Raw genomic sequence first — 19,110 nt, 5'->3', positions numbered from 1 at the left:
AAATTTAGTCGTGTAAAAAACCAAAAATGAAGAAGGTAACCTCATGACCAGGACGATAACATTTTTGCTCTGCGCCGTCGCCTTCTCGGCCGCGCTCGGTTTCACCGGCGCCATCGGCGTTTCGTCCCCGAGCCGGGCCGACGACGAACCCCAGGTCCTGTGGGACCAGTGCTACGACTACCTGTTCATGAACGGCGGCAAGGGGATATACGGCGAGTACTACACCCAGGACGACTTCACCCTGGAGACGGACGCGGAGCTCGAGGCCGTAGAATGCTGGGCGTATTACTACCCCGAGGAGCCCGTCCATCCCAGGCTGTTCTACGTAAACGTGCGCTACGACCAGTACGGCATGCCCGGCGCCTACTACTTCAGGACCACAACCGGAGGCGACGACCTGGAGGAGACCTACACCGGATTCGATTACCACGGGCATCCCCTGTACCACTACTTATTGAACATCGAGCCCTGCCACATCGAAGCCGGTACGCCGTTCTGGCTCGAAATCCGCACGGAAGCCGAGAACTGCACGTGGGGCAGCAAAACTACGGGCAACCTGTACTCCCAGTGGTACCAATGGGACGAAGCGGCCTACTTCCGCCTCCTGGGCACGCCGGAGGAAAGCAACGTGGAACCGGCGAGCTGGGGGGAAATCAAGGCGGGGTACTCGGATTAGCCGGTGGGACGGTTCCCGGCCAGTGCCGCGCTGCGATGACGTAGGGGCGACCCGTAGGACAAGTCCTCTGCGGTCGCCCGCTGGCCGACCTGAACGGCGCGCCGTCGGTCGGCCCCTACGAGGTTAACGCGCGATTGACGCCTTGCGCGAAGGGCGGGGACTTCGATCCCCGCCTTTTCACCCCTCACCCGAATTTATGATGACGTAGGGGCGGGTGTCCACACCCGCCCGCGGGCGACCGTGGACGGTCGCCCCTACGGGGGTAATCCGGCGGTTCAAAACGTAGGGCGGGGATTTCCCTTCGGGCCCATATAACTTTCGGTCGCAGATACTATCCCCACCGCGGGGGCCCGTAGAAGGGCCCCCCTACATCGGACCACTGTTCGACCCTAACACCCGGCCCGAAGCGCGGCGCATGAAATAGAGCCCCAGGGCGGCCACGCTCTTCGAGTCCACCAGGCGCCCATCGGCGAGCATCCGCCCCACCTCTTCCAGCGGCGTGGGCACGAGGCGGATCAGCTCGTCGTCGTCGGGCTTGGGCCGCTCCCGCTTCAGCTCCGTCGCGAGGTACAGGTGGATGAGCTCGTTGCAGAAGCCAGGGCAGGTGTACACGCCGGACAGCCGCTCCATCTTTCCCGCCCGGTATCCCGTCTCCTCCAGAAGCTCCCGGTGCGCGGCCGTCGGGGGGTCCTCGCCCGGGTCTATCTTCCCGGCGGGGAGCTCCAGAAGGTCCACCTCGGGCCCCTTGCGGTACTGGCGGATGAGAAGGACGGTTCCGTCATCGAGCAGGGGCAGCATCAGCACGGCGTCGGCGACGCGGACCAGCTCCCGGATGGATAGCCGCCCGTTGGCCAGCCGCACCTCGTCCACCCGGACCTCCATGATCCGACCGGAGTAGATCAACCGGCTGGAAAGGCTTTCCTCGCTCAAGACCCCTCCTCGACCTCCAGGCCGGTGATGAGGAACTCGCGGCCGCCGAGGACGGTCAAATCCCTCCCCCCGCAGCCGGGGCAGATGAAGTACGGCTCGTCGAGGGTGAACTCCTCGCCGCAGCCCTCGCAGCGGACCCGCCCGTCCCGGCGCTCGATTTCCAGCTCCGAGCCCGCCAGCCGTCCCCCCTCCGCGAGCGCCGCGTAGCAGAACTCGAGGCTCTCGGGCACGAAACCGGTGAGGCGGCCCAGCAGCAGCTTCACTTTGATCAGATGCGTGCCCTCCGGGAGCCGGTCCAGCTCCTCCTCCACGGCCCGCACGATTTCCCGCGTGACGCCCAGCTCGTGCATCGTTAAAAGCGCAGGTCCGCCAGGACCCCGCAGGCGTAGTCCACGTCATCGTCGGAGACGTCCTTGTGGGTTACCAGGCGGAACTTGTCGGGGCCGAAGGGGAAGAAGCGGACCCCCATTGCCCCGGCCTCGTCCGCCACCCGCTGCGACGGGACGTCATCGAGCAGGGGGATGACGATGTTGGTGTGGACGCCGGCGGGTTCGATCCGGGCCCAGGAGGTTCCGGCTAAAATCTTCGCCAGCCGCTGGGCCTTTTCGTGGTCCTCGGCCATGCGGGCCCAGTTGTGCTCGATGGCGTAGAGGCCCGCCGCGGCGAGGATTCCCACCTGGCGCATCCCGCCGCCGCAGATTTTACGCAGCCGGTGCGCCCGCGCGATGAAGTCCGCCGGGCCGGCCAGAATCGAGCCGACGGGGCAGCCCAGCCCCTTGGAGAAGCAGCTCATCACCGAGTCACCCACCGACGCGAGCTCGGCCATGCTCTTCCCGGTGGCCACCGAGGCGTTCCACAGGCGGGCGCCGTCCAGGTGAATCCGCACCCCGCGCTCGTCGGCGAAGGCGCGCAGGGCGCGGAAAATCTCCTGGTTCGGCACGACGCCGCCCAGCCGGTTGTGGGTGTTCTCCAGGCAGATCAGAGATGTGCGCGAGGAGTGGAACTCGCCGGTCTTGTAGCGCTTCCTCACCGCGTCCGGGTCGGGCGCCCCCTCCACCACGGGCACCTCCCGGGTGAGCACCCGGGCTAAAAACCCCGGCGCCCCGTACTCGTACTCCAGGATGTGGGCGTCCTGGCCCAGGATGACCTCGTCCCCGCCCGTGGTCCAGGCGGCGACGGCCACCTGGTTCGCCATGGTGCCCGAGGCGGTGAAGAGCGCCGCCTCCTTCCCCACCAGCCCGGCGTACACCCGCTCGAGCTCCTTCACCGTGGGGTCGTCGCCCAGGACGTCGTCGCCCACCTCGGCGGAGACCATCGCCTCGAGCATGGGTGAGTCCGGCCGCGTCACGGTGTCCGAGCGCAGGTCAACGACCCTCGCCGCCATGAGCACCTCCCGCGGACGCCGCATCGGCGCCCTTTTCACGCATCAGCCTGAAGTACCGGTACAGGTAGACCGCCAGAGACAGCGCCACCAGAACGGCGCAGAGCCAGGACAGGGCCGTCTCCAACCAGAGATGGCCCGTGCGCAGGGTGTAGACGACGAGGGTCGCCCCGATGACGAAGGCCGCCGCCTTGCCCGCGGAGTTGCTCATCGGGGTCGCGCGCCGGCGGTGCCGCAGGAGGCACCCGCCCAACAGAATCAGCGCGTCCCGCCCCAGGACGACGACGGCCAGCCACAGGGGGAAATCCCGGTAGATGACCAGCATCACCGCCGCGGCGCCGATGCAGACCTTGTCCGCCACGGGGTCTATCACCTTGCCGAACTCGGTGACGGCGTTCCACCGCCGGGCAAGAAGGCCGTCCAGACCGTCGAAGGCCATGGAGAGTATCATCAGCCCGGCCGCGGCCCAGGGCGCCCAGGCATCGGGAAGCGTGACCAGGTACAGGACCACCGGCAGCATGACCAGACGGGTGACCGACAGGAGGTTGGGGACCTGTCGCCGGATACCGGTCGCCGGGGGACGATCGTTCGCGGGTCCGGGGCTGTCGGTGAATCCTCTCGGCATGGGTTCAACCCGTCGAAGGGGGCGATTCGCCGCCATTCTCCCCGGTATCGGCCACGGTGTGGCGGCTGGGCGGCTTCATCTCGATGCCCGGGCCGGTGACCTGCCGGCTGGCCAGGAGCTCCAGCCCGAGCTCCGCGGCGACGCGGCTCACGGCGCCGTCATGGAGCCGGACCAGCTCGGCGCGGAAGGCGATGCTGCGGGCGGTGAGCGCGGCGCGGATCAGCGTGTACTCGAAAATGAGGAAGCCGAGGCCGGCGACGACGAAACAGGCGATTCCCAAGGCCAGGCTGATTTCCCAGGGCTTGAGCACGTAGAGCGCGAGCCAGGCGGGGATGATGTAGATGAACGCCCGCCCGATGGCCGCCCAGAGAATCGCCCCCCAGCCGGCGTCGGCTCCCGTGTGGCTGGCCATGCCCGTTCGAACCTGAAGGGCCTTCAAATCGGCGCCTAACTCCACCCTCAGCCAGGCGTACAGGGGGTAGAGGCGCCGGCGGAGGCGGACGAGGAGATCGGGGTGCTCGCGGAAACCGGTCGCACCCCGTTGAGTGAAGAGGGTGTAGAGGCGCCGGTAACCGGAGAAGGGGGCCTCCCCGGAGTCGAGCCAGGCCCGCAAGCCGGTCAACCCGGCGAAGTAACGCTCTTCGTCCAGAGGCTCGTCTGCATTAAGAGAAGCCGCGTAGGTGATGTCCCTCACCGGAGCTCCTCCCAGGTGGCCCAGCCGAAGGGCGCGTTAGCCTCGCGTCGGGCGAGGAGCTCCTCGGCCTCGGGTGGAATCCCGCCCGCGTCCAGCCGTTCCAGGGCCGTCACGAGGGCGTGAAAACACTCCCGGTGCTGATTGTACCGCAGGTGGGCGTAATCCCGCGCCGAGTGAGAGTAGATGAGAAACGACCAGTCGGAGGCCTCCAGGAGGAGGAGCTCCCGGGCGGCGGCGGCCAGAAGGCGACGGGCCAGCTCCCGCCCCTCGTCCCCGTGTTTTCGAACGGCGCCGGCCAGGCGGTCCTCCGCGGAGTAAACCGCGTCCCAGTAATCCCGCGCGTGTTCCCCCAGCCACACCTTGTGGTAACCGTCGTAGCCCCAGGAACCCTCCCTGAGAACCACCGGCTCGGCCGGGACGCGCCCCAGCGCCTCCGAGGGGGAGGCCAGGGTGAGCCTCTGCGAGCGGACGACGCCCTCCAGTACCTGAGCCAGCCACTCCGGACCCTCGTACCACCAGTGCCCGAAGAGCTCGCAGTCGAAGGGCAGGGTCAGAACCGCCCGCTCGCCGGGGGCCTTCGACGCCAGGCCCTCCAGGACGCCCACGAAGTGCCCGGCGTGCTCCCGGACCTTCGCCCGGGCCGCCTCGGGGTCGTAGGGGGCCTTGTGTCCCACGTAGACGTCCTTGCCGGTCACCCGCCAGTAACGCAGGCCGCTGGGCCACCTCCGCCGGTGGAACTCCCGGTAATCCGCGTCACCGGGGTAGCCGACGAAGCCGTCCCACACCTGCCGGTTGGCGGAAGAGTCCCGGACGAACACGCGGAACGCCGATCCATCCGGCGCGTAGACGCCGTAGGGGGAACGGTCGGGGTAGGGGGTGTGGAACTGGCGGCGGGAATCGTTGTAATCGGCCAGGAGGACCGGGTCGCCCGGCGTGTCCTCGGGTAACTTGGCCTCGACCAGGTGGGCGTCCACGAAGGTGTAGCGGACCCCCGCCGCGTCGAGGTGGGCGGCGGTGCCCTCCCGCGGCGAGAGGGAATCCGCGGTGAAGGGACGCCGCCATTCGCGCCCCGGCCGGTAGGCGCACTCGGGGAGCCAGAACCCGCCGGTCCAGCCGCCCATATGCCGCCCGTGGGCCAGGAGTCCCAGCCGGACCTGGCGCGCCACGGCGTCCTCCCGACCGAGGAGCGGGAGGTAGCCATGTGTGGCTGCTCCGGCTACCGGCTCCAGGAAACCTCCATCGGCGAGCTCGCGGAATCCGCCGATTATATCGCCGTCCAGACGGTCGAAGTCCTCCAGGTGGCCCAGGAGCTCGGCCTCCCAACCCCGGGCCATCTCGGCCAGGCGAACTTCGCCCTCCGCCTCGAAACTCCGGGCGTCGGCGGCGGCCGCGGCGGCGTGTCCGCGCAGGTACTCCCGGAAACCGCTCTCGAACCGGGGGTCGGCGAGCTGCTCCACCAGCGTGGGGGTGAACCCGAGGCCGAGGCGGAGCGGAACCCCGCGCCCCGCCAGCTCCCGGAGCCGGCGGAGGAGAGGGATGTAAACCCCGGCGGCCGCCTCGTAGAGCCACACCGAACCGTGCGGCCAGGTGCCGTGACCCAGAAGGTACGGGAGGTGGGCGTGGAGGTAAAAAACGACGTCGGCGAATTGAGCCATGGGAAAGGTTGGGACGCGCTTTTTTGCGCAGGGCAATCTTACCGGCCCGCGGGCGCTTTCACAAGGGTTACTTTGCCGGTCCCGTCGTGGCTGCTATAATCCCCCTGAAGATGGACGATTCCCGGGAGCTCCGAAAGTGCCGCGACGCCGCCTACCGCCTCCTCGCCCGGCGGGACCACGGGTTGCGTGAGCTCGGAATAAAGCTGGAGAGGCGCTTCGAGCCCGGGGTCGTGGGGACCGTCCTGGCGAGCCTCGTGGAGCGGGGGCTGCTGGACGACCGCCGCTTCGCCCTGGCCTTCGCCAGGGAGTTGGAGAACAGGGAACCGTGCGGGGAACGGCTGATCCGGGTAAAACTCGCCCAGCGGGGGGTGGAGCCGGCGGTCATCGGTGAGGTTTTGGGCGAGATGTCCCTCGACGAGGAGGAGCTGGTGGAGGAGGCGGTGCGGTCAAAGCTGCCCTCCCTCGCCGGCCTGGACCGGGAGGCCGCCGCCCGGAGGCTCCTTTCCCACCTGGAACGGCGCGGCTTCAGACCTGATCTCATTCGCGGAGCCGCCCTGCGCGCCCTCGAGGGCTGGCCCTCAGCGTAATGACACGACGAGGAGGACGGATGCCCACCCCGGCCGACAGATCCGCGGAAAAGGCCTTGGAAAAGTACCACCGCCTGGCCGGCGAGGACCTGGTCGCCCAGCTCCGGGCCCTGGGCTACGACGCGGTCTTCGTCCCGACCCGGGAGAAGGCCCTCGAGGAGCTACTCGATAGGGTGCCCGAGGGTGCCACGGTGGGCGTCGGCGGATCGCTCACCCTGGGCCAGATCGGCGCCCTGGACGCCCTCCGCGAGCGGGGTCACGAGGTGCTTTCCCCCCTCGGCGCCGACGCGTCGGGCGAGGAGAAGACCGCTCTGCGCAGGAGGGGCCTGACCGCCGACGTCTTCCTCACCGGGGTGAACGCCGTCACCGCCGACGGGGAAATCGTCAACCTGGACGGCACCGGCAACCGGGTGGCCGCCACCTGCTTCGGGCCCGGTCGGGTCATCTACGTGCTGGGAATCAACAAGCTCACCGGCGACCTGGAGGAGGCCGTCTCCCGGGTGAGGAACTTCGCCGCGCCGGCCAACGCCATGCGCCTGGGGCTCGACACACCCTGCGCCGACACCGGTTTCTGCCACGACTGCGACTCCGACCAGCGCATCTGCAACCGCCTGGTCATCCACCTGCGCGCCGGGAGGGGGGAGCACTCGGTCATCGTCGTGGGCGAGACGCTGGGGCTCTAGGGCAGCGCGCCCGGGTATTTTTCAACCGACCCGGGGGTTGGGGGCCCTTTTTTTTAACACCCGGTGGCCCTTGACGGCCTTAATTTTTTGTGATAGATTAATTTAGCCTTGGGAAAGGTCTAAAAAAAGGGGGATAAAATGGACAAACCCCAGCTCTTCTCTTCTCTTCTGGTGATTTTAACGGTGCTCCGGGTGATTTACAGTAATGATACGAACAATCCCCGTCTGACGGATTAAGGAGGTGGAGCCATGACAAGGATTACGATTCTTTTACTCGTAGTCGTCGCGTTTTCGGCCGTTCCCGCCCCGGCCGACGACGACCCCCAGGTCCTGTGGGACCAATGCTACGACTATCAGTTCATACACGGCGGCAAGGGGATATACGGCGAGTACTACACCCAGGACGACTTCACCCTGGAGACGGACGCGGAGCTCGAGGCCGTGGAATGCTGGGCCTTTTACTACCCCGAGGAGCCCGCCCATCCCAGGCTGTTCTACGTGAACGTGCGCTACGACCAGTACGGCATGCCCGGCGCCTACTACTTCAGGACCACAACCGGCGGCGACGACGTGGAGGAGACCTACACCGGATTCGATTACATGGGGTATCTACGCGTCTACTATTACCGGCTGAACATCGTGCCCCAACACGTTGACGGCGGGACGCCGTTCTGGCTCGAAATCCGCACGGAAGCCGAGAACTGCAAGTGGGGTATGAAATCCGGCGGCAACCTGTACTCCCAGTGGTACCAATGGGACGAAGCGGTCTACTTCCGCCTCCTGGGCACGCCCGAGGACACCGCCGTCCAGCCCATGAGCTGGGGGGAAATCAAGGCCGGGTTCTCGGACTAGCGGCCGCGGTCAATACGAAGTAGGGCGGGGATTTTAATCCCCGCCATTTTCAGCAATCTGCGAGCCGACCGGTCGGGCGACCGGGAACTCGACGCCACCGTGCGGCCCGCGGTGAAAGACCGGTTACAAAAAAAGGAGGCGACCCCTCCTTATTTTTCAGCCATTCCGACCCCGCCCCTACTGGACCATGTAGTAGATGGGGTCCACGGCGATGCCGTTCAGCCGGACCTCGTAGTGGAGGTGGGGTCCCGTGGTGGCGCCGGTGATGCCGATGCAACCCACAACCTGACCGGCGTTCACCCGCTCGCCCACCTGGTAGGCCACGGAGCTCAGATGGGCGTAGCGGGTCTGATACCCATTCCCGTGGTCAACCCAGATGGTCAGCCCGTAGGCCCCCTTGAAACCGGACTCGACGACGACGCCTGAGGCCGGTGTGCGGACCGGGGTCCCGATGGGCGCCGCGATGTCCAGGCCCTTGTGGGAGCCGTGCCAGCGCGGCTCGCCGAAGTAGCTGGTGATTACCCCCTGGACGGGGACACCGTAGGGAACGTCGGGGCTGATGGTGGAGATGCGCTTTTCCAGCTCCCGGACCAGGTGGTACATGTCCTGGGAGAGGCCGGCCATGTCGGATAGCAGCGCGGCCTCCGCGGCGGCGTATTCCTCGGTGTCGTGGTTGATGAAGTTCAGCCCGAAGGTGGTGACGGCCACCCGTTCATCCCCGGACCTGGGGGTCTCGGATCGCCCGAGGGGGAGGCCCGTCCCCCCGCCCTGCCCCAGGAGATCCGAAGCCTGCTCCTCCTCCAGCTTGAATCCGGCCATGATTCTCAGGTTTTTATAAAAGTTCTGCAGCTGGGTGAGCTGGAGGCGGATGTTGAGCATGGAGCGCTCGTAGGCCCGTTTGTCACGTTCGGCGGCGGCCCGGAGCGCAGAGAGCTCGGAGCCGGAAATCATCGCCGCCTCTTTGTACTCGGACACCCGCCGGGCGAGGAAGTCGCCGCGCTCCTCGAGGGGCTTCAAATCGTGGACCGTGTCGTTGTATAAAAGGGCGTAGTACAGCGCCGTCCCGCCCAGTCCCAGGACCAGGGCGGCGATGAAGACGATGGCCCCCAAGAGCAACCAGCGCCTGACGAGGTACGGCCGCGCCGCACCGCCGGTGTGGGGCACGATGACCACGGAGATGTGTCGGGAAAGGGGCATTCCGCCTCTACTCCGCGGGGATGTAGATGAACCAGGCGCCGTTGCGGCGGACGAGGGTGAAGGAGTACTGATCCGAGCACCGGTTGCCGTAGGGGTCGAGGAACACCTGCCGGGCCAACACCCGGCGCTCGTCCTCGGAGCGTTCCTCGACCTGGATTACCTCGTGGTCCACGATCTCGTCCAGGAAGTACTCACGCTCGGCGGTGGGGATGAGTTCCCGTCGCGCACTCTCCACCTCGTCCGGGGAGAGACCGTCCCACGCCGGGAACCACAGACAGTCTACGAGCCCCTCGGCATCCCGGGCGTTGTTCGCCCGGACGAAATCATCGTAAACGTCCTGTGGAGCGGACCCGCCGCAGCAGACGAGGAGCAACGGGAGAATCGGGAGCAAGATCCGCCACACCGTCCATCGCCTCCTCGTTAGTGAAACTACCAGAAGAATTTCAAAAAAACAACCCGCCGCGTAAAGGCTGCTCGTTCAATGAGAAAGACCGGCGTCGCGCCGGTCTCGTTGGATAAATCCCCCCCAACTCCCCCCCCCCGCCTACTGGGGGGTCAGGGAGAGGGGATAGGTAACCCTGACCGAACCGCCCTCGATGGCGGAGAAATTCAAGCCGCGGATTCCGTTTAGAATGGGTCCGATCAGGCCGGTATCGGGAAGGGTACTGTTGGAGAAGGTGGCGTTCTCCACGGAGCCGTCCGGCTGGATGCCAAAGATGATGCTGATGGAGCCGCTGGCATCGGGGTTGGTCTTCAAAAGCTCGTTGTACTGCTGTCGCGCCGACCCGAGGGCCGAGGAGACGGCAGTGCGGATCTCGGTCTGTGAACGGCCCGGATCACCCGCACCCTCGCCGGTTATCTGCACCGGTCCGGCGACCCCGATCTTCCCCGTGCGCCCCTGGACGTGGGGTCCGCCGGAATCCACCTCGGGCGCCTCGGCGTGGAGCTGCTCCCTCTGCACTTTGAGCTCCGTGCGCTGTTCCTCCAACTGGGAGCGCTCCGCCTCCAGGGAGGCGACCAGCTCGTCTTTCCCAGCGGCGCGGGCAAGGTCAATGGCCTCGTCAATGTCCTTCAAACGGCTGTCTATGGCCGCCAGCCGGGTGTCTATCCCCTTGATCCGCTCCCTGAGCTCGGCGCTCAGCTCCTCGGTGGCCGTCCGTGCGCCGATGAGCTCGATGGTGAGCCAGGTCCCCCCGGCGACGACGACGGCGATGATGGCGACGACCAGGATGGTCTGGCGCTTGCGGCGCTTCTTGACCGCCCGCTCCATGTTCATTATCTCGTCGGCCTCGGCCTCGAGCTCCTTGGCCCGCCTATCCAGGTCCGCGCGCTGCGAATCGAGCGCGGCGGCCTGCTCCTTGGTCATCTCCGCCTGTTTGGCCAGCTCTTCGAGCTCCTGGCGCTCGGACTCGAGCCGGCGCTGCTCGGTGAGAATCCTGTCGCGCTCGGCCTTCTGCCCCTCGAAGGTGAGGATGGTGGCCGACCCGGAACCGACGGCGTCTATCCAGCTCGTGAAGGCCTCGGTCCGGGCCTTGGTCTTGGACTTGTGGAAGATGGCGTTCAGGTGCTCGACGTTCTTGGCCTGAACCCAGACCTTCTGGGTGGAGACGCGGACGTAGTCGTCCGAACCCATCCGGTTCTCGTCAATCCACTTCCTGACCGTCTCCACCGAGACGGGTCCGTACTGCTTGCCCTCTATCTTCAGGAAGAGTTTCTTTTCCTCGTCGGCCATCTGGAAGCTCCCGTGATAATCGGCGCGTTTCTTCCACGGGATAGTCTAGCCCACGTCGCGCCTTCGGTCAAGTCCCCCGTTCATTCCCCCCGTATTCCCATAACAATACGCACAGGCACCCCCTATTGTGCCCGGTGTTGAAAGGGGAATCAACCGTTCGTCGTAGACCGGAAACGCCCGTACCTGAATTAGCTGCTACGGACGGGGGCGTTTTAATCACGCCGTCCCCACGCGGGCGGCGGCGGGGGGAGGCGGAGTAAAGAGCTCTCGAACGGGCCGGCTAAAGCGACCCGCCGCAGTATCAGACAAGTTGCATAAAACCCTCGTTGTCGTTCGCAAGGGGTCAAGGCAGGCGTCTAAAACTCTCGTTCAAGGCGCCAATAAGAACGTCCCCTGGAAATGAACGCCCGATCCCACTATCCCACGCCTGGGCGTACTCCTCGACCAGCCCTTTGGTGCGAATGATCTCTAATAATAAGGAGGGCCGCTTTCACGGCCCCCCTTTGGGAATACCCGATCCGGGATATGAGTGCATAACCCGCCCGGGTGTAAACCGCGGGACGGGCTACTTAGGCGAGAGCACGAACGGCACCGACAGGGTCACCTGGCCCTGTACGCCGCCGACGGCCCAGCCTCGAACCACGCCCACAATCTCGGATTCCATCTGGGTATTCCCCGTATCGTTACCGGTCACCGAGACGTTGGAAACCACGCCGTTGGAGAAGGTGACCTTGACGACGATACGACCCTGGAGGTTCGGGTTCAGCTTCAGGTACTTCTCGTAGATGGACTTGATCTGTCCGCCCCGCTGGCGGATGTAGCTGGAAATCTCGTTGATGGCCTCGCTGGATACACCGGCGCCCTTGTCCATCACGGTCGCCCGGGGGCTTACCGGCCGGGCCTTGACGATGGTCGGGCCGCCTTCGGCGCCGCCGACCCCGGTACGTCCGATGGTCGGTCCACCGGCACCTCCCAGTCCACCACCGGCGAAACCGCCGCCTTCACCGGCCCCGCCGGCCCCGGCGCCTCCGCCCTGAACCCCGACCGTTCCGCCGACCGAGAAGAGGCTAGAGGTACCTTCGCCGCCGGAGAGACCCATCACGCCGCCGGCTCCACCGACAACGTTCGAGGTGATGGCGGTTATGAGAAGGTCCGCCGCGCCGCCGCCGGCCGTCAGTCCGGCCGCGCCGACTATGTCTCCGGCCGAAGGGCCGCTGCCGGTGCCGCCCCCACCGGTTCCGGTCCCGGAGGAGGTGATGTCGGCCACTATCTCCTCACCCTCCCCGGCGCCCAGCGCCGAAGGGTCTATGATCACGTCCGACTCCTCGGCTACGAGGATCTGCCGCAGTCGGGGCCGGTCCTCGAGTGCCGCGTAGGGATCGTGAGGTCCGACGACGGTGGTGAGCCAGCCGAAAAGGCCGCCCAACAGCATCGAAGCGGCGAAGAATCCGGCGAAGACCTTGTCCTCCGGCTCTAGGGCGAAACCGGAGGTGATGGAATCGGCCAGCCGGGGCTCACCGGCGATCTGCTGCACCGTCGGGGTGAAGTAGCCGAAGTGGATGGTTATGTCGGAGATGCGAATCTGGCCTTTCTTGGAACGCGACGCCCGGAACGTGTAGCCGTTTTTGACCCGGGGCAGGAAACCGCAGACCCTCAGGTCGCGGAGCGATATGGTCGAGTCACCCACGCTGATCTTGCCGTTCATGTCCTCGGCGATGGTGAACTCGTACTCGTCGCCCCGCTGGACGGCCAGTACGTGCCTGTGCGCGATCGCGGGATCGTGCTGCAGCACGACATCGCAGTCCGGTGCCTGGCCCACGGTGATCGTGTCCCGCTCGGGGATCAGGCGTTTGATTATCCTGTCCCCCCGGGAGATCACCAGGCCCAGCACTGGCTTGACTGGTGTTTCTGGCATTTTTTCTCCTTAGGTTACCCTCACTCCCACTTACCGGTGTCCTGAATCGCAGCGAGGGTGATGTTCATGTACCCGGCGTTCGCCGCCGTCGCCACCACCTTCTTGATCAGGCTGAAGTAGTGGTTCTTGTCCGCCAAAATCAGGATTTTCGCCGGTTCTGCTTCACGACCTGCCGTACGCATCGTCTCCTGAAGCGCCTCGACGCGCGTCTCCATCCTGGCTTTCAGAGGCTTGATCACGATGTCCTTCGAGCTGATGGCCTCGTCTGTGGGCATGATCTCCTCTTCGAGGAAGTAGATGGCGTTCGAGCCGACGGCGACGCGGTCAATGACCCCGGGGATGGCCATGGAGTCACTCTTCGGCAACGACAGGTGGGCCGCAGTGGCCGACAGGTCGCCCTGGGCGGAGAAGGTTTTGAGAAGGAACACGAGCACGATGGTCATCATGTCCATCAGCGATGTGATTCTCAGGGACGACGACTCACTCTTCTTCCTCGCGTGGTGTGGTTTGAACTTCAGGTACTTGCTCGGGGTCTGTGCGCCTGGCATATCTCACCTCCTTTCAACGGTCAGCGCGGCACTGCTCCACCGAATATCACGCTGGGGAAAAGGGTCGCGACGTAAGCTTTCTGACCTTTCTCGACGCTGTATTTGGCGGCGTCCTCGTCGGTCTTGACCTCGATGACGTTCACGTCTCCGCGGACGGTGTCCATGAGGTTGATGACATCGGTGAAGGGTATGTTGTCCTGAATGGCAAGGTAAACTTCCTCGTGGTCCTGGTACTGGGGCAGCTTTTTGACTTTTTCCAGCAGCACTTCACGGAGCGTGGCGAAGTCGAACGACCCGCCGACCTTCGGGATCCAGTTTCTGTCGGCCCCGGACCGTTCGGGAAAGGCTGGCAGTACGCCCTTGTCGTTGGTGATGATGAAGCCCTTGTCGGCGCTCATCCCGACCATCAATATCTTGGTGACCCCACCCATTCCTCCCGCTCCGGCTCCGCTCGCCGCGGCCTGGGGTGGCAGAGTGACCTGTAGTGCTACCGTGGTGACGAAAACGGCGGACATCAAGAGCAGGGGGATCAGCAATGTCATCAGGCCCATGATCGGGACGAGGTACTCATCACCCACGTTCTTCTCCTCACCGGTCCGTCTGGCCGCACTCGGTCCGAAAGCCATGGCCTATCCTTTCATCTGGGTGATGAGGTTGGTGATCTTCACCGAGAACTCGTCTATATCGTTGACGATCTTCCGAGTTCTGTCTTTCAGCCAAGCCGCCGCGGCCAGGGTCGGCACGGCTACCACCAGACCGAACATCGTGGTCAACATGGCGATGGAGATACCCTCCGACAGGAGCCGGGCCGAATCCTCCGGGTTCGCTACGGTAATGGCGTCGAACGCCGTCATCAGGCCGGAGATCGTACCCAGCAGTCCGAGGAGGGTCGCGATCTGTGCCAGCATGTCCAGGTAGCCGGTGCGCTTCTCGAGCCGGGGGATGACCTCGAGGGTCTTGGCGTCCGCGGCCACCTGCATGTCGCGCCCGGACCCCGAGTGGTGCTTGAGGATCTCCCGCAAGACCTGGGCCAGCGCAGCGTTGGTCGTGTTGCACAGGGCGATGGCCCGCTCGATGTTGCGGTTCTGGATGAGCTTTTCCAGCTCGGCGATGAAGGTCTTGGTGTTGATGCTCGATTTGAAGACCACGAAGTAGGTCCGCTCGAGGATGAAGGTCAGGTCGAGCATCGCAACGAAGAGGATGATCCACATGAAGTCCCCACCGTCGGCGAAGGAGTCAATGAGTCTGTACATGGATTCCTTTCCTCGGTTTGTGGGTTGTTGGGTTTTAGCCTCCGGCGGCCTTTCCGGCTGAACAGGTTTGTCTCCTTTCGCGGCCGTGGTGGATGTGTGTGATCGCCCGGTCGAATACGATAAGTCCTAATCCACGAGCATGATGACCGCCGCAGCCAGGAGCGCCACGCCCGCCGTACCCGCCAGCCAGTTGGCGTTGAGGGTCTCGGAATTGGCGTCCATGTAACCGGCGGTTATACCGGAGGCTATGCCTGCGCCCGTGGCCAGCCAGAGGAAGGGGTTTTTAATGGACCGCTGACTCACGGCGATGCCCTCCTCGAACTCCTCCTTGTCAATGGGGTTGAGTATCTGGCTGGCATAGGTCTGGCGCAGCATCACCTTCTCAAACTCGGGATCCGTGCGCAGGATGAAGGACATCTGGGACGGCGCCATTCTCCGTCCGAAGATCTCGAGCTCCACCACGGCGTCCACGTCGGAGTCCTGGGCGAAAGCCGACCATGGGATCGCCGCGAGGACCAGCGGTATTAAAACCGAGAGGCTTATATACCTTCGGTCGCAGTCACCCTTCCGTGGCGTATTCATCGAAGGTTAACCCCCAGCTAACACCCGCCCTGGCGCACCGGAGGCGGGGCTATGTAGCCGCCGCTGCCGGTCACCACGAGCTCGGCGTCGAATAAAAGACCGTAGTTTTCCGGATCGTCCGTGTTGACCGCCTCGATGGCGAACACGTTGTCACCGACGTCCAGGTACTCCGTCACATCTATCTGATCGTAGGTCATCCAATCATCTTCGTTCTCACTCGAGTCCTGGTGCACCAGGACGCCGTTGACGTAAAACTGGTAGTTGTTGTTGGCCGTTATCCGTACGATGAAGTGCTCCTGGATGTCGGAGTCCTCGTCGTTGAGGAGGTTGCGCGGCAGACCGAACTCGCGGCGGAAGTAAGCGGTAACCCCGCTGCGGGCCCAGATCCACTCCGCGTCGGCGTCCGGCCACCCGTACACCTGGTTCCGGGCGCCGGAAAGACCGTCCTTGAACGCGCCCACGTAGGCCGTGCCCCAATCGTTGTCGTTGTAGTCCGCCGTCGTCCAGGACGTGCCATCCTGGCGGGCGTTGGTGACGTGCCAGGCCTGTTTGAGGGCCTCGATCTGCTCCGCGGTGAGTTCCGCGTACTGGGCGTGGACGTTGTCCAGGGCAATCGGCCCGAGCAGCAGGAGGGCGAAAAGGGCCAGTATCAGACGGGACTTGACGGTGAACGGCATCTTTTCCTTCCCCCGATTGCGAACCTCGGTGCGTACCGACAATCCCCGTCGGGCTTGCCGTCACGCGCTGGCAGCGGTTATTGGAGTGCCTCGGGTTTCTTCAGTTGCCCTGTTTTCAATAACTCGCCGCAACCACCTCTCACTGAGGGGGTCCACACTCATTTACGCTCGGGAACCGACCGAGATTTCCTTTTTTTTAATCAATCGGCTCGGTTGTGTCTTCGGTCGCAGTTTCCTCTACTGGAGCAGTGTCTGTGCCGTCTGCGGTCGGTTCGGTGTCAACACTCTCCTCGACAGGCTCGGTGTCCTCCGACGGGGTAACATCGGGCGTCTCCTCAATGGGCGTTTCATCAATGGGCGTTTCCTCGATGGGCGTTTCCTCGATGGGCGTTTCCTCGATGAGCGTTTCATCAATGGGCGTTTCCTCGATGGGGGTCTCCTCGATGGGCGTTTCCTCGATGGGCGTCTCCTCGATGGGCGTTTCCTCGATGGGCGTCTCCTCGATGGGCGTCTCCTCGATGGGCGTCTCCCCGATGGGCGTTTCCTCGATGGGGGTCTCCCCGATGGGCGTCTCCCCGATGGGCGTCTCCCCGATGGGCGTCTCCTCGATGAGAGGCTCCACTATTATCTCGGGCTCCGGAGCCATAGCCGCGATGTCCACGGTCCGGGAGTAAAAGCGCACGCCCGAATAGTCCCAGATGCTGGCGCCCAGGTTGTCCATGCCGGTCTTGACCCCGATGGGCGGATAGAGCATGTATGACTGCGGAACCAGGTCCACCAGGCGCTCCTTGGCCTTCTGGACCCACTGGTTGGTCTCGCCGCGCTCCTGGGCGTTGATGAGGATCAACTCGTAGACCTGGATCGCCTTGTCGAGACCTTTTTCCGCCGCCCAGGTGTCCATCTGCGATTTGAACACGTCCAACTGCTCCATAACGATATCTTCTATCTCGGTGGCGTAATCCGGATTTTCCTCTATCAGCTTGTCCAACTGGGCGAAACTGATCTTCATCCGGCTGACGGTGAGGTAGAACTGCTCGTAAACCAGGCCGGCCTTGTAGCGGGCGGAGAGGTTCACCTCGAGGTCCACGGCCCTGGAGGCCCGGCCGTAGATCTCGACGAGCTCGTCCATCATCCCGTACTTCTTCGTCGCCGTCTGCACCAGGGGGTCCAGATCCAACAGATCGCCCTCGAGGGTGATCGCCGCGTAGTCGTCGAAGAGGAGGTCGCCTATCTCCACGTAGGCCTTGGCCGGGATGTCGAAGTTCACCTCGATGCCGGGCCTCGTGCTGAAGTCCTCGTACACCTTGGTGCACTCGAAGAGGAGATTGCGACCGGTCTCCACGTCGCCCAGCTTCAGCGAGGCGTGACCGGCGCGGTAGAAGGAATCCACAACCTGGTCGGGGACGCCGGTTTCCCTGTACCGTTGGCCGTAGAGGGTGAAGGTGCGCTGGGCGTTGGGCCAGTTCTTCAGCTTTTCGTAGCACTCGCCGGCCTTGAAAAGCGCCGCGGGTTCCTGATCCGTCGGTGTTATGGCGTTGTCCAGCACCCGCTCGAAGATACCGGCGGCCTCGTACCACTCCTCGAGCTCGAAGTAGGCCAGCGCCTCGGAGAAGAGCGCCTTGTCCACGTCGGGGTGGTCGGGGAAATTCTCGGAAAGCTCATGGTAGGCCACGATGGCCTGCTCGTAGTCCTTGAGCTGGGCGGCGTAGATGTACCCGGCGTTGTTGAAGGCCTTGACGGCGATGTCCGAGTTGTAGAGGTTCTCCCGCGCCACGCGGAGGTAGCTCTTGGCGCTTTCCTCGAGCTGGGCGCGGATTTCCGGCGGCAGTTCCACCTCCTCCTCACCCTCGGCGAGCTCCACCCGGGGCACGCCCAGGTCCACGGCGGTTATCTCGGCGGCGGAGGCGTTGTTGAGGGCCATCTCCTCGAGCTCTGAGCCGGTATCGGCCAGGGCGGCGGCTTTACGGTACCACTCGGCGGCGCGCCAGTAGTAGTGCTGGTCGAACCAGCTCTCGCCGATGCGGAAGGCGATCTGGGCCCGGTTCATCTTCGCCGGATCGGGATCGTAGGCCGGCACGAAATCGAGGTCCACGATCCGCGCCAGGGCGTCGCGTCCGGAGTCGAAGCAGTCGAAGGCCATCATCAGGTTGCCTTCCCAGTAGTAGAGCTTCTCCAGATCGTGCTCGGCCTCGGGGTTTCCCTCCTTGAAGATGCGACCGTACTCCCGGCTGGCCCAGACGAACTTCTTGCACACGTCGGGCAGGACATCCCGGGGATTCTTGCTCGGGGTCTTCTCGCGCTGCTGATCCAGAGTCAGCTTCACCTGGGGCTGGTTGATCTTCTCCTCCCAGCGGGCCTTCTCGAACTCGTCGGAGCCGAACTTGTACGCCGCGGCTGCGTACCAGAGGCTCTCCTCCTTGAACTCGGTCTTATCGGGGTAGAGGTCCACACTGGAGGTGCCGGCGGTGAGCATGAAGTTGTCCCCCGCATGAGCGAAATCCCCGACGCTGTAGTAGCTCATCGCCAGGTAGAAGTTGGCTTTGTACGCATCCTCCTCGAGGGGGTAGTCGAGCAGGTACTGCTCCAGGTAGGTGATGACCCTCGCGTAGTTCTTCTTGGCCGTAACCAGGTCCTTCGCCTCCTCGGCGTCGTAGCCCACGATGTAGGTGTAGATGGCCACGTCGTAGAGGGAGCGCGCCAGGGCGGCCCGGGCGTTCGCCAGGGCCTCGGGGTTGTCCCGGTTCGCTTCGTACCAGGCGCTGCCCACCGCGTAACGGCTGATGAACTCGTCACGAACCTGGTTCTGCAGGGCCTCGAGGCGCTTGGTCTCCTGTTCGAGCCACGCCAGTTGGGCGGGGTCCTCGCGGTCCTTGATGATCAGCGTCTCGGCCCAGGAGCCGTAGAACTTGACGATGTCGTAGAAAACCTTGGGCGCGTCGGGGGAGTCGGGATACGTATCTACGTAGAACCGCGCCAGGTTGATGGCCTGAGGAAACCACCCGTAATCGGAGTAGCTGTTTATGGCGCGGCGGATGATGCCGGGGGTGTAACCGATGTCGAGGAAGCCGTTGTCAATCAGGAAGCGCTTGAAGGGATCGGGACCGAACTGCCAGTCTATGCCGA

Annotated in this window: 20 protein-coding genes; 4 read left to right on the top strand and 16 right to left on the bottom strand. The window is 64.5% G+C overall.

Features of this window, described 5'->3' with window-relative positions:
• Positions 1–43 precede the first annotated feature (43 nt).
• Positions 44–676, top strand: a complete 633-nt coding sequence (locus VM054_10945; GenBank protein ID HUT99574.1) for a hypothetical protein — start codon at positions 44–46, stop codon at positions 674–676.
• Positions 677–1,042: 366 nt separating this feature from the next.
• On the opposite strand, the gene VM054_10940 is transcribed toward VM054_10945, so the two are convergent.
• Genes VM054_10940 through VM054_10915 form a run of 6 tightly spaced genes read right to left on the bottom strand, consistent with a single transcriptional unit; the run spans position 1,043 to position 5,961 of the window.
• Positions 1,043–1,606, bottom strand: a complete 564-nt coding sequence (locus VM054_10940; GenBank protein ID HUT99573.1) for an NUDIX hydrolase — start codon at positions 1,604–1,606, stop codon at positions 1,043–1,045.
• Positions 1,603–1,956 (bottom strand): hydrogenase maturation nickel metallochaperone HypA, encoded by a 354-nt coding sequence (locus VM054_10935; protein ID HUT99572.1) that lies wholly within the window; start codon positions 1,954–1,956, stop codon positions 1,603–1,605. The genes VM054_10940 and VM054_10935 overlap by 4 nt, the downstream gene beginning before the upstream one ends.
• A 2-nt stretch (positions 1,957–1,958) precedes the next feature.
• Positions 1,959–3,014: a GntG family PLP-dependent aldolase gene (locus tag VM054_10930; GenBank protein HUT99571.1), complete on the bottom strand. Its 1,056-nt coding sequence runs from the start codon at positions 3,012–3,014 to the stop codon at positions 1,959–1,961.
• Entirely contained in the window at positions 2,971–3,612 is a 642-nt protein-coding gene (locus VM054_10925) for a CDP-alcohol phosphatidyltransferase family protein (protein ID HUT99570.1), read from the bottom strand. The genes VM054_10930 and VM054_10925 overlap by 44 nt, the downstream gene beginning before the upstream one ends.
• Positions 3,613–3,616: 4 nt before the next feature.
• On the bottom strand, positions 3,617–4,306 hold the full coding sequence (locus VM054_10920) for a hypothetical protein (protein HUT99569.1): 690 nt from the start codon (positions 4,304–4,306) through the stop codon (positions 3,617–3,619).
• Positions 4,303–5,961: a 1,4-alpha-glucan branching protein domain-containing protein gene (locus tag VM054_10915; protein HUT99568.1), complete on the bottom strand. Its 1,659-nt coding sequence runs from the start codon at positions 5,959–5,961 to the stop codon at positions 4,303–4,305. The genes VM054_10920 and VM054_10915 overlap by 4 nt, the downstream gene beginning before the upstream one ends.
• Before the next feature lie 86 nt (positions 5,962–6,047).
• On the opposite strand from VM054_10915, the gene VM054_10910 reads away from it, so the two are divergent.
• The 3 genes from VM054_10910 to VM054_10900 all read left to right on the top strand — a co-directional run bounded on the left by VM054_10910 (position 6,048) and on the right by VM054_10900 (position 8,083).
• Positions 6,048–6,548, top strand: coding sequence for a regulatory protein RecX (locus VM054_10910; protein ID HUT99567.1), 501 nt, complete (start codon positions 6,048–6,050; stop codon positions 6,546–6,548).
• A gap of 20 nt (positions 6,549–6,568) precedes the next feature.
• Complete coding sequence (locus VM054_10905; protein HUT99566.1) at positions 6,569–7,231, top strand: lactate utilization protein; 663 nt, start codon at positions 6,569–6,571, stop codon at positions 7,229–7,231.
• Between the two features lie 249 nt (positions 7,232–7,480).
• Entirely contained in the window at positions 7,481–8,083 is a 603-nt protein-coding gene (locus VM054_10900; protein ID HUT99565.1) for a hypothetical protein, read from the top strand.
• Positions 8,084–8,260: 177 nt separating this feature from the next.
• On the opposite strand, the gene VM054_10895 is transcribed toward VM054_10900, so the two are convergent.
• From VM054_10895 to VM054_10850, 10 genes are all read right to left on the bottom strand, one after another.
• The gene (locus VM054_10895) at positions 8,261–9,280 is read right to left on the bottom strand and encodes a M23 family metallopeptidase (protein ID HUT99564.1); all 1,020 of its coding nucleotides are present in this window, start codon (positions 9,278–9,280) and stop codon (positions 8,261–8,263) included.
• Between the two features lie 7 nt (positions 9,281–9,287).
• Positions 9,288–9,683: a hypothetical protein gene (locus VM054_10890; protein ID HUT99563.1), complete on the bottom strand. Its 396-nt coding sequence runs from the start codon at positions 9,681–9,683 to the stop codon at positions 9,288–9,290.
• Between the two features lie 141 nt (positions 9,684–9,824).
• Positions 9,825–11,012, bottom strand: coding sequence for an AgmX/PglI C-terminal domain-containing protein (locus VM054_10885; GenBank protein HUT99562.1), 1,188 nt, complete (start codon positions 11,010–11,012; stop codon positions 9,825–9,827).
• A 565-nt stretch (positions 11,013–11,577) separates the two neighbouring features.
• Positions 11,578–12,927, bottom strand: coding sequence for an AgmX/PglI C-terminal domain-containing protein (locus VM054_10880; protein HUT99561.1), 1,350 nt, complete (start codon positions 12,925–12,927; stop codon positions 11,578–11,580).
• A gap of 20 nt (positions 12,928–12,947) precedes the next feature.
• Positions 12,948–13,475: a biopolymer transporter ExbD gene (locus tag VM054_10875; GenBank protein HUT99560.1), complete on the bottom strand. Its 528-nt coding sequence runs from the start codon at positions 13,473–13,475 to the stop codon at positions 12,948–12,950.
• Between the two features lie 20 nt (positions 13,476–13,495).
• Complete coding sequence (locus tag VM054_10870; GenBank protein HUT99559.1) at positions 13,496–14,101, bottom strand: biopolymer transporter ExbD; 606 nt, start codon at positions 14,099–14,101, stop codon at positions 13,496–13,498.
• Between the two features lie 3 nt (positions 14,102–14,104).
• The gene (locus VM054_10865; GenBank protein HUT99558.1) at positions 14,105–14,728 is read right to left on the bottom strand and encodes a MotA/TolQ/ExbB proton channel family protein; all 624 of its coding nucleotides are present in this window, start codon (positions 14,726–14,728) and stop codon (positions 14,105–14,107) included.
• 126 nt (positions 14,729–14,854) lie between these two features.
• Entirely contained in the window at positions 14,855–15,310 is a 456-nt protein-coding gene (locus VM054_10860; protein ID HUT99557.1) for a hypothetical protein, read from the bottom strand.
• A gap of 17 nt (positions 15,311–15,327) precedes the next feature.
• A complete protein-coding gene (locus tag VM054_10855) occupies positions 15,328–15,987 on the bottom strand; it encodes a hypothetical protein (protein HUT99556.1) in 660 nt (219 codons plus the stop codon).
• Positions 15,988–16,183: 196 nt separating this feature from the next.
• Positions 16,184–19,110: tetratricopeptide repeat protein (locus VM054_10850; protein ID HUT99555.1), on the bottom strand; the 2,927-nt coding region annotated here is incomplete at its 5' end.

Source organism: bacterium, assembly GCA_035528375.1.
Lineage (GTDB): Bacteria > RBG-13-66-14 > RBG-13-66-14 > RBG-13-66-14 > RBG-13-66-14 > RBG-13-66-14.
Note: the sequence above shows the minus strand (reverse complement) of the source record. Positions and strands in the feature narration are given on the sequence as shown.

Coding starts and splice junctions, on each gene's coding strand:
- VM054_10945 (HUT99574.1), top strand. CDS start 44: ATGACCAGGACGATAACATTTTTGCTCTGCGCCGTCGCCTTCTCGGCC.
- VM054_10935 (HUT99572.1), bottom strand. CDS start 1,956: ATGCACGAGCTGGGCGTCACGCGGGAAATCGTGCGGGCCGTGGAGGAG.
- VM054_10930 (HUT99571.1), bottom strand. CDS start 3,014: ATGCGGCGTCCGCGGGAGGTGCTCATGGCGGCGAGGGTCGTTGACCTG.
- VM054_10925 (HUT99570.1), bottom strand. CDS start 3,612: ATGCCGAGAGGATTCACCGACAGCCCCGGACCCGCGAACGATCGTCCC.
- VM054_10915 (HUT99568.1), bottom strand. CDS start 5,961: ATGGCTCAATTCGCCGACGTCGTTTTTTACCTCCACGCCCACCTCCCG.
- VM054_10905 (HUT99566.1), top strand. CDS start 6,569: ATGCCCACCCCGGCCGACAGATCCGCGGAAAAGGCCTTGGAAAAGTAC.
- VM054_10900 (HUT99565.1), top strand. CDS start 7,481: ATGACAAGGATTACGATTCTTTTACTCGTAGTCGTCGCGTTTTCGGCC.
- VM054_10895 (HUT99564.1), bottom strand. CDS start 9,280: ATGCCCCTTTCCCGACACATCTCCGTGGTCATCGTGCCCCACACCGGC.
- VM054_10885 (HUT99562.1), bottom strand. CDS start 11,012: ATGGCCGACGAGGAAAAGAAACTCTTCCTGAAGATAGAGGGCAAGCAG.
- VM054_10880 (HUT99561.1), bottom strand. CDS start 12,927: ATGCCAGAAACACCAGTCAAGCCAGTGCTGGGCCTGGTGATCTCCCGG.
- VM054_10875 (HUT99560.1), bottom strand. CDS start 13,475: ATGCCAGGCGCACAGACCCCGAGCAAGTACCTGAAGTTCAAACCACAC.
- VM054_10870 (HUT99559.1), bottom strand. CDS start 14,101: ATGGCTTTCGGACCGAGTGCGGCCAGACGGACCGGTGAGGAGAAGAAC.
- VM054_10865 (HUT99558.1), bottom strand. CDS start 14,728: ATGTACAGACTCATTGACTCCTTCGCCGACGGTGGGGACTTCATGTGG.
- VM054_10860 (HUT99557.1), bottom strand. CDS start 15,310: ATGAATACGCCACGGAAGGGTGACTGCGACCGAAGGTATATAAGCCTC.
- VM054_10855 (HUT99556.1), bottom strand. CDS start 15,987: ATGCCGTTCACCGTCAAGTCCCGTCTGATACTGGCCCTTTTCGCCCTC.